The organism is Muribaculum gordoncarteri (genome assembly GCF_004803695.1).
Taxonomy (GTDB): domain Bacteria; phylum Bacteroidota; class Bacteroidia; order Bacteroidales; family Muribaculaceae; genus Muribaculum; species Muribaculum gordoncarteri.
Window position 1 is genome coordinate 577,719 of the sequence record NZ_CP039393.1, and the last position, 15,609, is coordinate 593,327.

Here is a 15,609-nt window from a genome sequence, read left to right on the forward strand (position 1 = left end):
GCAAACGCTGAAATGATACCGGTATCTACCGTCTGGTGGATTGTAGTAATATCTGTTTTAGCAACCTTCATAATTTCGTGGTTTCTATTCCATCACCTGTGGTTTAAGAAAACTTCATATCCGAAGTTTTGCAAACGTATAGAAAATGCAATAGAGTTTTTGGGGTATTGGTTGCAGCGTCTTTGGTATGCGATTCTATTTGTCGGTAGTTCAATCTATCTATTTATACATTTTGAAGAGTGCAGAGATTTGACTTTCACACCTAAATTTAATGGATTTAACGTCATCTTTGTGTTTTGGCTGATTCTTTTAATTCTTCCCCTTTTTGAGAAATTCGAGGGGTTCGGTGTAAATCTTAAATTGAATCGTCAGAATAAAATTTCAACAGATGCAGCCTCAAAAGCCATGGACTCTACAGATATAATGAGTGTTGAGGAATTAGATCAGATGCATCGGGAAGGAGGTAACAATGAATAATAATTATATACTTCTTGATGGCGTTATTAGGCAGGGGCTTGATTTAATGCGTCGAGGTAACAGTTTGCAGGAGAACCAATTTAGGTATTGGTTGGATTATTCTAGAAATACCTTAAGTATGATATCTAATAATCCATTTCTAATGACAAACTATATGAATGTCATTATAGCTGCATTGAGGCCCGGACTTCAGACGTATCAAAGGTTAAGTATGTGTCTACGTTATTTAATTGGTATCCAATCGGTAGTTTAGTTAGAACATGTCAACACTGAGCGAACTATATATCACAATGGAGAATCTGCGTAAGCTTAATCTCCCTATTGATGAGCGGCTTAAACAGGAAGCCGCGAAACTTGAAGAGGATCTCATTCGCACCGAGATTCTCCCGACTCTCACCGAAAAGATTGAACCGGCTTTAGCGCAAGTTCAGCGTGAACTGGTCTTAGTCGTTGACTATGTTCCCGGAACTCCTCTTAAAGTTAGCCTATCACGCAAGCGCAACATCTCCGATGTCCTCCCCGATGCTGTGGAAATTTCACCCAAAATACCTCATATAGTTACAGCTACGGGCATAAACAGAAGCGCAAGCACTCCTTTTCGTGTTGAATTTGCAGATGGCTATATATGCACCGGAAATGGCAAAGATACGTTCATTGATGCATTGAAGCATATGAAGCTACCTCGTGTAGCGACATTTGAGAATCGTATTTTTGCAGGTTTTCCCCTTGTAGGTCGAAAACAGCGTGTTACGGAAGATAATTACAAGTGGCAAGAAAATGTAGACGGTTGGTGGATTTATGTCAACATGAGCAACGATACTAAGATTGAAATGATTCGTCAAGTCGCAGACTATCTTGGCATAAGCGTAAAAGTTATGAATCAAGGACAATCGACATCTACGAGTCCAGTTGAGACAATGAAAGGAAAGCGTGCTATGTTCTCGCTGAATGGTGGTGTACCGATGAATAAACGAGCAACGGTTCTTACCGTTGTAAAGAATTATGTTTCAGAACATCCTCAGGCCACCTTCTCAAAAATTAAAGAGGTGTTTCCTGATTTACTACAAGGAAGCTATGGCGTTGTAAGACCCTTAGTAGAAATTCAAAACCGAATTGATGCGGGACAAGATGCAGAGCATCGTTATTACCTTGAACCGGAAAACATCCTGAAAAGTGCAGATGGGATAGTTTTTGCTGTAAGTCATCAGTGGGGTAATCAGTTCCCAGCTTTTCAGAAACACGTAAAGAATACACTTAATTGGGATATTGAAGAAATTTAAATATGGCCATCCTCTCCGATATAATTGGTCCATTAGGCCAAATGAGTGCTGCTCTCTTCCAGCAATTGGGAGATGAGCTATTAAGGGCTATTTATAAACCGATAAATATTGAATCTCGAGGAACAAAAGAAGGACAAGTCAAAACAGTAAAAGGAAGTCCCGATACTGTCTTTACGATGTCTGATGGAAAGGTTTTAATTGAATATACAACACAATCAAATCGTCCAAAGAACCAGTTTGTTGCTAAATTAAAAAACGATATTGATTCTTGTATTAATATCAAGAAAACAAGAATCCCTATTGATGAAATAAAAGAGATTGTATTGGTTTCTAATCAACGAATTGCGATAGATATTCAAGACAATCTAAGAACATACCTTTGGAAACAATATCCCGATATAAAATTAACGATATTCTCAATTGATGATATCGCTACTAAACTGCGGCAAGTCCCAAGAATACTGCAAGAGTATTTAGGGATTGTAACATTCCCCAATTTAGTAGAAATTGATTCTTTTATTAAGCGTTTCTCCTCTACAAAGTTTTCATACTTAACACCAATTAATAATCCATATTTTGAGATTGACGCACAGCCAATTTCAAAAGGATTAGAATTACTGAAAGCCAATGATTTTCTCATAATTTCTGGAGAGCCTGGGATGGGTAAAACACGCTATGCAATTGAAATTGCGAAAGCCTTTTCAGATATGACTGGGACGGAAGCTTTTGTTATTGAGGAAAAGAATCGTAATATAAGAGAAACGCTGGATAATGTTGATAAAAATGTCTCATACTTGTTCATTATAGATGATGCAAATAGAACTGCCATTTGGGATGAGGCAATCGAGTTTTATGAGCATACCCTCAATAGTAATGTTAAATTTATTGCGACAGTTCGCAGTTATGCTCTTGATTCCGTAATTACAAAATGTTCTAATTTGGTAAAAGTTGAGCAAATTGCAATGTCAGAATCTCCGGAAGATCTTGCATCAAAAATTCTTACATCGTTTGGTATTACTAATGCACTGTGGCACAAACGCATTAATAATATCACTGGTAAGAATATCAGATTAGCAGTGATGTGTGCTCAAATTGCTTTGGCTGGAAAAAAGTATAACGATTTAATTAATGTGGAAGGGGTTTATGACGCATATTACAAACCTTTCTTTGAGCGTTTAATTTCGGATTGTACGGATTGTAAGCTAATCAAGGTAGTTGCAATTATTTCTTTTTACAAAGTTGTTGATTTAGAGGAGACTTCATTATTAGATCAAATTGAACACGTTTTTGGTCTTGAATCGTCAGAGTTTAAATCTATATGTCGTAAGCTTGATGATTTGGAATGTATTAGTATAACAGATGATGATATTGCTACTATAGAGGATCAAAATTTTGGAACTTATGCATTCTATAAATGTTTCTATGTCCTTAAAGAACTAAGTTTGTCGAATCTAATTGAGAACCTGCATAATCGAAGAGAACGATTGAGAGATAGTATATTTTCCGTATGGAATTGTTTCCATAAAAAGGAGGTGATAGATTTCTCGCGAAGTTCTATCTCCGATGCATGGAAAAGTCTGTCTGTTTCTATCAAAGAAGAACGAGAAAAATGCGAGTTCTTAGAAGTATTTAGTGGTGCGATTCCTGCATTGACTTTTCTTTACATTAAGAATTTAATTAAAGAAAATAAATTTGATGATTTTAGTCATTCTTATGTAAATTCTGATATAATTCTTTCCATACTTTCTAATTTCTCTCATTCAGAGGAATCTGATACCGCCACGGCATTAGCTCTCATAGTTGAGTTTTTGAAAAGCCATCCTAATAAAATGGAAAGTGCCGTAAAAATAATATCAGAACATTGGATATATGATGATATTGACTATGCCAATTCATACAAACGTGAAACGAATATCATTGAAGTTCTCATAGATTTATCAAAGGAGAGTGAAACTGGCTTCATATTAGCTAGCTGCGTATTGCCATCATTTCTTAAGTTTTCATACCAATATTCACGCATAAAAGGAAGGAACTTCGTAATCGGACGTTATGCAGTAGTTATCACTGATGAACTGAAGACCAATCGTAAAAGAATATGGGAATGGATTAATAGCAATATCGTTAATTTAAATCAGTCAGTATTATTAAGTGATCTTTATGAAGATTTCTATGAAGTAAAATCTATTGCCCGAAAGCTAATAAGTGCTGAATTGGATTTTATAAACGATTGTGTTAGCAAACTTAATATCACAGAAGATTTCAATGTGTGTAAGAATCTGGAAACTCTTCGTCAGAGAATAAAAGCTATTATGGGGAAAGACCTACTTCAGATAGATTGGTCTAAGGCAAATAGGCATTATCTTCTGGACTGTCAGATAAGCAAGGTTAGAAAACAGAGATGTAATAGATTATATGATTTTGAACGAGAAAATATTGCTCAAATAATAAAAACAAAATCAGTCACCGAACTCATAAATTTTTGTAAAGATATTGCACATATCTCACATTACAAAAATATCGGAGATGACGTTAGGATATCATATGTAATTGAATGTGCTTTTGAACTAAGTCAGGAAAGTGGATTTGAACTTTGGCAATACTGTATTGATCAAGGATTGTATTTTATACCAACTCGAATTATTTCAACGTATTATAGTAAGGGACATGATTTAGCAGAGCTTGTTGGATTTATTGGGTCTCAAAGGCTTAATCTAAAATCAGACTTATTGTTGGCTTATATCGTTATTATTGATAATGCATCATCTCTGGTTTCTGCATCGGATTTTTGTAAAGCTATACGTCATCACTCTTTAGAGTGGTTTACCATAGATGGTTTATGTAATAGATATTTTTCCGCTGAGAGTTTTGATAATGGATGTCGCTCCATAATGGCTGCTCTGATATACAGAATTCGCAATGCTATGTCTATTGCTGGATCAGAAGAGTTTTTGTTGAAATTTTGCAAACGACATCAATCAAAAACAGATCTTGTCAAATATGCATACATCAGTGCTATTAAAAGTCAAGATAAATTTGATTATAACCATAAATTACTTAAGTATTTATTGCAAATATCACCGCAGTTTTGGGTCGAATGTTGTAAAGCCTTTCCAACATTTGTCACTAAGTATCAAATCCATCCCTATGAGTTTATATGGGATATTGAGAACTATTCCATAGTTATTGAGTCGACACTACAGTATTATGGTGCTATGGCCTATTTTCCATATAGCGAAAAAGAGAATTTATATTCGTTCTTTTGTAATCTAAAGGATGATACTGCTGCAAATTTCATAGATGATATGATATATAAATACTGCCAAAACAGTAATATTTCCAGTATTATTTTTGAGATAATATCGTCATATATGGGTTCTTTTAGAATCCGTCATTACATTACATTCATTTCTTCCAATACCAACCTCACCGATTTTCGGCAATTAGATTTATTCCCTCATTCAATGACTGGCGGAGATAGTTTTGCACCTGCCATAAAATGTAGGATTGAGTTTCTGGAATCGCTAATTGTAGAGATAAGAAAATTGAAAGATAAAATAAATTATCTTGAGCATATTCAATATCTTACAGAGGAAAAAGAGTCATTGGTACGAGAGTATGAATTCGAACTAAAACGCGGTCACAAACATAAACTATACGATTTGTAAATGGATAACGGACAGATAATATTATTCCAGACGCAGGGCGGAGAGACGAAGATTGAGGTTCGGCTCTCAAATGAGACTGTGTGGCTCACTGCAGACCAGATGGCGGAGTTGTTTCAGCGCGACCGCTCAACTATACAACGTCATATCAAAAGAATCTACGATGAAGGTGAGTTAACCGCCGATTCAACTTGTGCATTTTTTGCACAAGTTCAAACGGAAGGGAAACGGCAGGTTGAGCGTAAGATTCCCATTTATAATCTTGACATGATTATCAGCGTGGGTTATCGTGTCAACTCTCATCGTGGTGTGCAGTTCCGGCAGTGGGCTACTCAGGTGCTGAAGGAATATATGATAAAGGGGTTTGCGCTGAATGATGACCTGCTGAAAAATGCCGGACAAGGAAATTATTTTGATGAGCTGCTGGCGAGAATCCGAGATATACGCAGCTCTGAAAAGGTGTTCTATCGCAAGGTACTTGAAATTTACGCCCTCAGCATCGACTATGACCCTCGCACCGCCATCACCCAACAGTTCTTCAAGACTGTTCAGAACAAAATGCACTTTGCCGCACACGGACATACTGCCGCAGAGGTTATCTATGACCGTGCCAATGCCGAAAAGGATTTCATGGGTTTGACAACATGGCGAGGTGCCATGCCTACCAAACATGAGGCTGAGATTGCGAAGAATTATCTCGCAGAAGAGGAGGTAGATATGCTGAACCGAATCGTCAACCTATATCTTGACTTTGCCGAACTTCAGGCCAAGAGCCATGTGCCGATGTATATGAAAGACTGGATTCAGAAGCTCGACGATTTCCTGAAGCTGTCGGGTAAGGAATTACTGAACCATGCCGGATGCGTCTCGGCCGAAGTTGCCAAGCTGAAAGCCAATGAGGAATACGACAAATTCCGTGAGCGTACCCAGTATCAACTATCCCCGGTCGAAATCCACTTCCTCGAAGCCTTTGAAGCCGAACAAAAGCGACTCCGCTCCAAGAAATAAACAAAAGAAAAATGAATACATCTAAAGATATATCGCAATTGATTGCCCATGCGAACGAAGACGATTTGCGCGATATTGTTTCAGGATGGGCCAACAAACATTCTGATTTCAAGGATTATATCCGAAATTGCCTCTGCCCTTCGGTAGAAAATGTGGATTTCGCCCGCAAACTCAGTCAGGCCGTAAACCGCGAGACAAAAGAGTTCTTCTCGCGCCATGAAGTGAGAGAAGCGACTGACTGGAGCAATGTCTATAATGACTTGATAAAGCCATGGAGCGAAAACGCAGACTCGCTGTCTACCGAGAAGCTATATGACCTGTGTGACGTAATAGTCAAAGAGGTCGGTATGCAGGTGACTGATGAGGATTTTTACGGTGATGATTGGTATGGCGATGATTTTTCCGGCAGTATTCAGGATATAATGGATGTATTGGGAAACATTGTCGGACTTCTTATGATTCGCGAGGATGTCAGCCACGATATTCTGAATTCTTTAGAAAAACTCATTAAAGCTGCTAAAAAGAAGGATGTGATAGACGACTACATTGGTTCGCCATACGATTTTATTCTTGAACTTATCGCACTCAGACGCGACAACGATGAAGTTACGTGTGGAATATACGATGCTCTGATTGACGAGAATCTGGGTGATGAGGCAGGGACGTGGGTGTGCCGTAAAATTGATTTTATCCGTTCAATGGGTCTTGCAGATGAAGCTCGCCAATATATGGAGGATGAAATACAGTATCCTGAAGTCTGCCTGAAATATTATAATGAGTTGCTTGATGCCGACAACTGGCTTGAGGCTATCCTCCTGCTCGACAGGGCGCAGGCAATCAAGGACAATGGCTCTTACTTCTATTCGCCAAAGACTCCGAACTGGCTTGAACTTAAACAGCAACTTCTTGTGGAACATGGCACATTGGAAGAACGTATAGATAATCTCAAACGCCTGTTCTATAACAGCTACAACGATAAAGCAAAATTCTATCATCAACTCAAGGAACTTGTTGACGGGGACAAATGGAACGCATTCTACCATAATCTGCTCTCAAAGGCAACCGGTTATAATGTCATTGATGAAATCGCCCCATTCCTCATAGAGGAAGGTGAGTTTGACTGGTTATTCCGTCTCGTGTCGGAAGCAACGGCAAAGGATTCGACTGATTATCGGACTCCGTTAAAGTACGCCGGATCATTGCGTCAAACTCATTTTGAAGAAATGCAGGCGATCCTAATCCGTACAGTCCGTGCATACGCTGCCGACCGTTTCCCCCCAAAGAAAAAAGTCAATTCTTCCAAGTACTCATATTTCAGAGCAGACCTGGAATCGTTGTCAGAACTTGGGTATTCAAAAACGCAAAAGGAAATTGTCGAATTTCTATTGCAGGAATATAGGTTCCGTCCATCTCTCACTAAAGAATTGAAGTCTATAAAACTGGAAACAGACAATGAGTAAGAAGTCGATACGATTTTTCAATGATCGCGAGGTGAGGGCGGTTTGGGATGACGAGAATAACTGCTGGTGGTTCTCGGCTACGGATGTGGTGCGCGCTATCAATAATGAGCCGGACTATACAAAGGCCGGCAACTATTGGCGTTGGCTTAAACGTAAGCTGAAACAGGAAGGTGTTCAACTCGTGAGTCCCACTCACGGGTTCAAATTCGAGGCCCCGGATGGCAAACAGCGTATTGCTGATGTTCTGAATAGCGATGGCGTTATCCTTCTTGCCAAGCATTATCCCAATAACCGGGCGAGCGGGTTTCTCGACTGGTTTACCTATAGTGATAATACCATTGACGGTCAGAGCCGAAAGAAAGCATACACTTTGTTTGAAAGCGGACTGCTGAACTCTCTTGAACCGGGCAGTATGAAATGCCTGCAACAGATTCATGCCTACTTGTTCGGCGGCCTATATGAGTTTGCCGGACAAATCAGGAACAAGAATATATCAAAGGGAGGTTTCACTTTTGCGAATTGCCTCCATTTTCCGACCATCATACCGACCATTGAGGGAATGCCGGAAACGACGCTTGACGAAATTGCCGACAAGTATGTGGAGATGAACGTGGTACATCCGTTTATGGAGGGCAACGGGCGCAGCACACGCATCTGGCTCGACCTGATGCTCCGCCGCTCGCTCAAACGCTGCGTGGACTGGAGCCGGATTGATAAGAACGAATATCTGACAGCGATGCGAGAGAGCGTTGTCGACTCCACACATATAAAAACGCTGCTCGAAGGAGCCTTGACCGACAAAATCAACGACCGCGAAATGTTCATGAAAGGCATCGACTACTCTTACTATTACGAAGAAGAGTGAACCTAACTCAAAGTTGCGTGCAGGCCTTTTGCACGTAATATGCACGTAAAAATAAAAGAAAGCGACTTAACTTGGTGATATTCACTTTATTAAGTCGCTTTTGTGGTGCCCAGAACAGGACTCGAACCTGCACGCCTCGCAGCACTCGCACCTGAAACGAGCGCGTCTACCATTCCGCCACCTGGGCTTTTGCGACTGCAAAGATACGCTTTGTTTTTGTATTTTCAAAATATTGTAGCAGTGTTTTTCGGCCGAAAATAAAAATATACCCAATGGTGATTGGGTATATGTCGATCGATTCACATCCTCATGTATTGCACTTAATAGGGTGTCAGTTTTTGTGAAACCACCATTTGAGCTTTTCCCACACGGTGGGCGGGTTGGCTTTCAGGTGAACGTTTACTCCCATGTCGTTTTTGTTGAGGAATATGATTGAGCTGTGGAGCACAATCGCTATTGTTTCTTCAAATTGCGAGAAGCCGTGCACGCGTTCAAGCGCTATTTTGTGAAATGGCGACATGGGGTCAAGACTCCCGATTACGATGTGTCCCTCCTCGTCAATCTCGACATTGTGATGCTCCGACGCGTAGTCGAAGAGCAGCCCTATGTCAAGATGTTCAATGCCCGGGGGCAATTTGGCGTATTTCTTATATAGTTCGTCGATAACCTGTTTTGTAATCATAATTTCAGTACATACAAAATTCTGAAAATTTTTTGCATTAATAGTTAATATGCACTTATGCTTTGGAGGGAAACGCGGTAAACCTAAAATTGGTTTAAATTGAAGCGTTTATTAACATTTATTATCTGAAGACAATAGGTGACAAACATTGGTTGGGTAAACAATGCGGCGGAAACGCATTTAAGCAATAACCGCCGCATTGATATTTAGAAGTTTGTTATGCAAGGAATCCGAGGAGCACACCTGCTGCCACGGCCGAACCGATAACACCTGCAACGTTGGGGCCCATGGCGTGCATGAGCAGGTAGTTGCTGGGGTCATATTCAAGACCAAGGTTGTTGGAGATTCGGGCCGACATCGGAACTGCCGATACGCCGGCGTTACCGATAAGCGGGTTGAGCTTCTTGCCCTTGGGCAATACAAGATTGAACAGCTTTACGAACAGTACGCCCGATGCCGATGCAATGATGAATGCCATGAATCCAAGTGCAAAGATGAAGATTGTGTCGAGTGTGAGGAATTCCGACGCCTGGGTCGATGCACCTACGGTCATACCGAGAAGTATTGTAACGATGTCGGTGAGGGCGTTGCTTGCTGTCTTGGCAAGACGGTTGGTGACACCGCACTCACGGAGCAGGTTACCGAAGAAGAGCATACCGAGCAACGGAATACCCGAAGGCACTACGAAGCAGGTGAGCAGAAGTCCTACGATGGGGAAGATGATCTTCTCGTTCTGCGACACGGCGCGTGCGGGCTTCATCTTTATCAATCGCTCGTGCTTGGTTGTGAGCAGTCGCATGATTGGCGGCTGGATGAGCGGTACCAAGGCCATGTAGGAGTAGGCCGATACTGCGATTGCACCCATCAAGTTGGGGGCGAGCTTTGATGAAAGGAATATGGCGGTGGGGCCGTCGGCACCTCCGATGATTGCGATTGCACCTGCCTGGTCGGGGGCGAATCCCAATGCGAGAGCCACCATGTAGGCTCCGAAGATACCAAACTGTGCGGCTGCGCCTACGAGCATGAGCTTAGGATTGGCGATGAGGGCCGAGAAGTCGGTCATCGCACCGATTCCGAGGAAGATTAGCGGGGGATACCATCCGGCGCTTACGCCGTTGTAAAGGATGTTGAGCACTGAGCCTTCTTCGTAGATGCCGATTTCAAGTCCGGCTTCGGCGTTGAAGGGGATATTACCTATAAGTATACCAAATCCGATGGGCACCAGAAGCATGGGCTCGAAGTTCTTCTTGATGGCAAGCCAGATGAAGAACAGACCCACGACAAGCATCACCAGGTGTTGCCAGGTGGCATTGGCGAAGCCTGTCAGCTCCCAGAACTGATGGAAGTTGATAGCCATGAATTCGTGGAAAGTCATAATCTTGAGATTCTAATTGGATTGTAAATTCGTGATATTTGTTCTCTTCGGTTATGCTTAATCCAGAGTGATGAGCACGGCTCCTTCAAGCACTGAGTCGCCGGCGCTTACATTGACCGATGCCACCTTTCCGTCGCGGCCTGCATGGATGGCGTTTTCCATCTTCATGGCCTCAAGCATGAGCACTGTGTCGGATGCCGAAACGGTGTCGCCCACCTTTACGTTGATCGACAGGATGGTTCCGGGCAGGGGAGCTTTTATCTGGAAGCCTCCGGCGCTTACATTGGGCTTGCTTACTACCTTTTCGCCTGTAGCTGTGCGCGGGGCAGCCGAGGGACGCGGAGCCGATACGATGCTTACGGGGCCCTGCTTCTTTTCAAGCTCTACTTTGTAGGGCATTCCGTTTACGAGAACCTCGGCCACGTTGTCGACGATGTCGCCAATCCCCACGTTGTAAGTGTTACCGTTGATTTTATATTTATATTCTTTCATTTTGTGGTAATTGTTAAAACGAGTATTTAATGTATACTTTAATTATAGTGGAGAATTAACGACGGGGAATCTCGCGGAGTCCGTAGATCTTGGAGCTCCACGGCGAGTAGCTCTTTCTCACCTTGTTTATGGTGAGGATTGTGCTTTCCTTGTCGTGGGTGTTGAGGTGTTCGTGCAGTGCCATTACGATTGCGGCGATTTCCTCGCCCGAGTCGTGGGCCGGACGCTCTTCCTTGGCCAGAGCCTTGGTTTCGAGTCCTTGCGAACGTGCCTTGTTGGTCTGCGATATACGTGCTCCTATGCGGCTTATGCCGTAGAAGCAGAGGCTAAGGAGCAACAGGGCGCTGAACACGATGCACATCGCCATGATCGACAGTCCGAATCCGTGTCCGTCGGTTTCGGCAAACATTTCCACCTTTGAGTTGGTGTCGATGATGATGTTGTTGCTGCTCGGGGTTATGTAGAGCAGGTCGCTGCCGTCGCGCACTTCCCATGCCTCGGCGCCACTGCCTGCGCCGTCGACTTTGCGGGCGTAGGTTGTGTTGGCTTCAAGTGAGGCGGGGATGGTTATCGAGTCGATGAGTGTCACTCCGTTGGCGTCGTATATACCTATCCAGTTGTCCTGTCCGGGCTCAAGCTCGAAGCTGAGGTGGAAGGTGCCCTTGTTGGGCTCTCCGTCGGCCCAGAACACTACATGCTGGCGGGGAGGTATCTCGGTGTTGACATCGCCCAGGGGCACGGGGTACATCTTGGGCTTGTCGGGATTGTTGGTAAGATACACACTCGATATCTCCATCGGTGCATAAGTCGAGTTAAACAGCTCTATCCATGCATGGTGAAGGCCGTAGTCGTCGACATAGTTGCTGTCGTTCTGCACCATCACCTCGTTGATGCGCAATCCGCGTCGCCCTTGGGCGTAGGATGCGGCACTCAGGGTGATGACTGCAACGAGCAATAATAATATTCTCTTTTTCATTGCGTGTCGTTTATAGAGGAATATTGCCGTGCTTCTTGGCGGGGTTGGTCACTTTCTTGGTGGCGAGCTGCTGAAGAGCGCGGATTACGCGGAAACGAGTGTTGCGGGGTTCGATTACATCGTCGATGTAGCCGTACTTTGCTGCATTGTAGGGGTTGCAGAAGAGCTTGTTGTATTCGGCTTCCTTCTCGGCGAGAACCTTTGCGGGATCGTCCGATTCCTTGGCTTCACGGGCATAGAGCACCTCTACTGCACCTGCACCGCCCATAACGGCGATTTCGGCGGTAGGCCATGCGTAGTTCATGTCGCCGCGGAGCTGCTTACAGCTCATCACGATGTGGCTTCCTCCGTAGCTCTTGCGCAGTGTCACGGTTACCTTGGGCACTGTGGCTTCGCCGTAAGCGTAGAGAAGCTTGGCTCCATGCAGGATTACGCCGTTGTACTCCTGGCCTGTACCGGGAAGGAATCCGGGAACATCGACGAGTGTTACCAACGGAATGTTGAATGCGTCGCAGAAGCGAACGAAGCGTGCGCCCTTGCGTGAGGCGTTGCTGTCAAGCACGCCGGCGAGATATTTGGGCTGGTTGGCTACGATACCTACCGACTGGCCGTTCATGCGGGCAAAACCTACGATGATGTTCTTGGCGTAGTCGCGCTGGATTTCGAGGAATTCGCCGTTGTCGATGATTGCGCCGATTACCTCATACATGTCGTAGGGCTTGGTTGCACTGTCGGGGATTATGTCGTTGAGTGAATCCTCAAGACGGTCGATGGGATCGGTGCACTCAACCAACGGGGGCTCTTCAAGGTTGTTCTGCGGGATGAAGCTGAAGAGCTTGCGGATGATTTTGAGAGCCTCTTCGCCGTCTTCGGCTGCAAAGTGTGCAACACCGCTCTTGCAGGCGTGAACATTGGCGCCGCCGAGAGCTTCCTGAGTTACATCTTCGCCGGTAACGGTCTTCACTACCTTGGGACCGGTGAGGAACATGTAGGAGATGCCCTTGGTCATGATGGTGAAGTCGGTGAGGGCTGGAGAGTAAACTGCACCGCCGGCGCAGGGACCGAGAATACCTGAAATCTGAGGTATTACACCCGATGCCATGATGTTGCGCTGGAAAATTTCGGCATATCCGGCAAGCGCGTTGATGCCTTCCTGGATACGTGCACCTCCAGAGTCGTTAAGACCGATGACGGGAGCGCCCATCTTCATGGCCATGTCCATGATCTTGCATATCTTCAAGGCCATGGTTTCCGAGAGTGAGCCGCCGAATACGGTGAAGTCCTGTGCAAATACGTACACAAGACGGCCGTCGATTGTTCCGTAACCTGTCACCACGCCGTCGCCGAGGTAGCTTTTCTTCTCCTGGCCGAAGTTGGTGCAACGATGGCGAACAAACATATCGAGTTCCTCAAACGAACCTTCGTCGAGCAGCTGGGCAATGCGTTCACGTGCCGTGTACTTACCTTTATCGTGTTGTTTCTGGATGGCTTTTTCGCCGCCACCTAAACGAGCTTCGTTGCGTAATGCAATTAGCTCCTGAACTTTTTCGAGTTGATTGCTCATGTCTATTTCTTTCCTTTGGAAATGTTGTTATTTAGCCGGCATTGCGCCGACCTTGATTTTATTTGTTGGGGTCTTCGCAAAGCTCGATGAGCGCACCGCAGGTCGACTTCGGGTGGAGGAATGCGATGTTGAGGCCTTCGGCACCCTTGCGGGGAGCCTTGTCGATAAGGCGGCAGCCTTTTTCCTCAGCTTCGGCAAGAGCGTTGGCTACACCGTCCTCCATAGCGAATGCTATGTGCTGGATGCCGCCGCGACCGCCGTTGTTGGCGATGAACTTGGATATTGCACTGTCGTCGCTTGTGCCTTCAAGAAGCTCGATTTTGGTTTGTCCTACTTTGAAGAAGGCTGTACGCACTTTCTGGTCGGCAACTTCCTCAATGGCAAAGCATTTAAGGCCAAGAATGTTCTCGTAGAAAGGTATAGCTTCGTCCAAGCTGGGAACGGCTATGCCCACGTGTTCGATGTGAGAAATGTTCATTTTGAAAATGTTTTAAATATGGTTCATTATATAAGTTAACTTGAAAAAAGCCGAGTCGACATCGCATAAAACGCTGAAGCTACGGATTATTGTGCAAAATTAATAAATATTGTGGAACTTGCGATATTTTAGATATATTATTTGTGCCGATTATTTTAACATGAAAAATGTGAATTTTTGGCAGATTCAGGAAATTGTGTCACGGTAGTTTGACAGTTGCATTTTCATGAATCTTTTTTGCTGGCACGCTTGCACGTGTCAAATTTTATTACTATCTTTGTAGCACCGTGTAGCAATCAACGGCAGGGCGGCATAATATGAAGCTGAAAATAACCAAGACAAAAAAGACTTCCATCCTTTATGTACAGAAGGCATACAGGGACAAGAACGGCAAAAGTACCTCAAGAATCCATGAGCGCCTTGGAACGCTTGAGGAAGTTCGTCAGAGATGCGGAGACAGAGATCCTGTTGAATGGGCCAGGGAATATATCGCCAGGCTTACGGCACAGGAGAAGGAGGGCCGGCAGGTGATAATATCACGTCTGTCGCCCACAAAGCTTATTGAAAAAGGCGAGGCTCAGAGTTGCGAGAGCGGATATCTGTTTCTTAAACGGCTGTACCATAAGGTCGGGATGGACAGGATATGCGAGGCAATCTCACGTAAACATAAGTTCGACTTCGATTTCAACAAAGTTCTGGAGCTGATGGTCTACGAACGGCTTTTGAGACCGGCTTCAAAACTAGGTAATTATCGCAGGAGCGGAAGCTATATCGAGCCTTTTGATATAGAAAAACAGCATATCTACAGGAGTCTGGATATCCTGGACAGACACGGTGAATACATCCAGAAGAGACTTTTCCTTAATTCGTCAAAGGTTGTCGAACGGGATACGACCGTCATGTACTATGACTGCACCAACTATTTTTTCGAGAGAGAATCTGCCGATCCGGACTATGTGACAGACAAAAAAGGGAACGTTCATGAACGTATACGCAAGTACGGAGTCTCCAAGGAACATCGACCGAACCCCATCGTACAGATGGGTATGTTCATCGACAACTCCGGCATGCCGGTTGCGATGTGCATCAATCCCGGCAATGCCAACGAACAGACTACCTTGATTCCAACTGAAAAGATTATAGTTGAGAAGATGGGGGTCAGCAAGATTGTAGTCTGTACAGACGGAGGTCTCGGTAGTTTGACAGTTGCATTTTCATGAATCTTTTTTGCTGGCACGCTTGCACGTGTCAAATTTTATTACTATCTTTGTAGCACCGTGTAGCAATCAA

13 protein-coding genes and 1 tRNA gene are annotated in these 15,609 nt (G+C 44.0%); 7 read left to right on the forward strand and 7 right to left on the reverse strand.

What is annotated here, in order from left to right; translation table 11 throughout:
• The first annotated feature begins 12 nt into the window (after window positions 1–12).
• From E7746_RS02490 to fic, 6 genes are all read left to right on the forward strand, one after another.
• On the forward strand, window positions 13–477 hold the full coding sequence (locus E7746_RS02490) for a hypothetical protein (protein WP_068960303.1): 465 nt from the start codon (window positions 13–15) through the stop codon (window positions 475–477).
• A gap of 290 nt (window positions 478–767) precedes the next feature.
• Window positions 768–1,757, forward strand: coding sequence for a hypothetical protein (locus tag E7746_RS02495; protein WP_136409728.1), 990 nt, complete (start codon window positions 768–770; stop codon window positions 1,755–1,757).
• Window positions 1,758–1,759: 2 nt separating this feature from the next.
• Window positions 1,760–5,422: an nSTAND3 domain-containing NTPase gene (locus E7746_RS02500; RefSeq protein WP_136409729.1), complete on the forward strand. Its 3,663-nt coding sequence runs from the start codon at window positions 1,760–1,762 to the stop codon at window positions 5,420–5,422.
• The gene (gene rhuM / locus E7746_RS02505; protein WP_136409406.1) at window positions 5,423–6,427 is read left to right on the forward strand and encodes a virulence RhuM family protein; all 1,005 of its coding nucleotides are present in this window, start codon (window positions 5,423–5,425) and stop codon (window positions 6,425–6,427) included.
• An 11-nt stretch (window positions 6,428–6,438) separates the two neighbouring features.
• A complete protein-coding gene (locus E7746_RS02510) occupies window positions 6,439–7,887 on the forward strand; it encodes a hypothetical protein (RefSeq protein ID WP_136409730.1) in 1,449 nt (482 codons plus the stop codon).
• Complete coding sequence (fic, locus tag E7746_RS02515; RefSeq protein WP_136409408.1) at window positions 7,880–8,752, forward strand: protein adenylyltransferase Fic; 873 nt, start codon at window positions 7,880–7,882, stop codon at window positions 8,750–8,752. The genes E7746_RS02510 and fic overlap by 8 nt, the downstream gene beginning before the upstream one ends.
• A gap of 103 nt (window positions 8,753–8,855) precedes the next feature.
• On the opposite strand, the gene E7746_RS02520 is transcribed toward fic, so the two are convergent.
• From E7746_RS02520 to mce, 7 genes are all read right to left on the reverse strand, one after another.
• Window positions 8,856–8,939, reverse strand: a tRNA-Leu gene (locus tag E7746_RS02520).
• A 144-nt stretch (window positions 8,940–9,083) separates the two neighbouring features.
• On the reverse strand, window positions 9,084–9,434 hold the full coding sequence (locus tag E7746_RS02525; RefSeq protein ID WP_123397228.1) for a hypothetical protein: 351 nt from the start codon (window positions 9,432–9,434) through the stop codon (window positions 9,084–9,086).
• A 217-nt stretch (window positions 9,435–9,651) separates the two neighbouring features.
• A complete protein-coding gene (locus E7746_RS02530) occupies window positions 9,652–10,809 on the reverse strand; it encodes a sodium ion-translocating decarboxylase subunit beta (RefSeq protein WP_136409409.1) in 1,158 nt (385 codons plus the stop codon).
• A gap of 57 nt (window positions 10,810–10,866) precedes the next feature.
• On the reverse strand, window positions 10,867–11,301 hold the full coding sequence (locus E7746_RS02535) for an acetyl-CoA carboxylase biotin carboxyl carrier protein (protein ID WP_123397226.1): 435 nt from the start codon (window positions 11,299–11,301) through the stop codon (window positions 10,867–10,869).
• 55 nt (window positions 11,302–11,356) lie between these two features.
• Window positions 11,357–12,277, reverse strand: a complete 921-nt coding sequence (locus E7746_RS02540) for an OadG family transporter subunit (protein ID WP_135947737.1) — start codon at window positions 12,275–12,277, stop codon at window positions 11,357–11,359.
• Window positions 12,278–12,287: 10 nt separating this feature from the next.
• A complete protein-coding gene (locus tag E7746_RS02545) occupies window positions 12,288–13,841 on the reverse strand; it encodes an acyl-CoA carboxylase subunit beta (protein WP_123397224.1) in 1,554 nt (517 codons plus the stop codon).
• Window positions 13,842–13,899: 58 nt separating this feature from the next.
• Complete coding sequence (mce, locus tag E7746_RS02550; RefSeq protein WP_123397223.1) at window positions 13,900–14,319, reverse strand: methylmalonyl-CoA epimerase; 420 nt, start codon at window positions 14,317–14,319, stop codon at window positions 13,900–13,902.
• Between the two features lie 317 nt (window positions 14,320–14,636).
• Between mce and E7746_RS02555 the strand changes: the two genes are divergently transcribed.
• Window positions 14,637–15,539 carry an IS1634 family transposase gene (locus E7746_RS02555; RefSeq protein ID WP_136409410.1) on the forward strand — a complete coding sequence of 301 codons (903 nt, stop codon included), beginning with the start codon at window positions 14,637–14,639 and terminating at the stop codon, window positions 15,537–15,539.
• Window positions 15,540–15,609 lie beyond the last annotated feature (70 nt).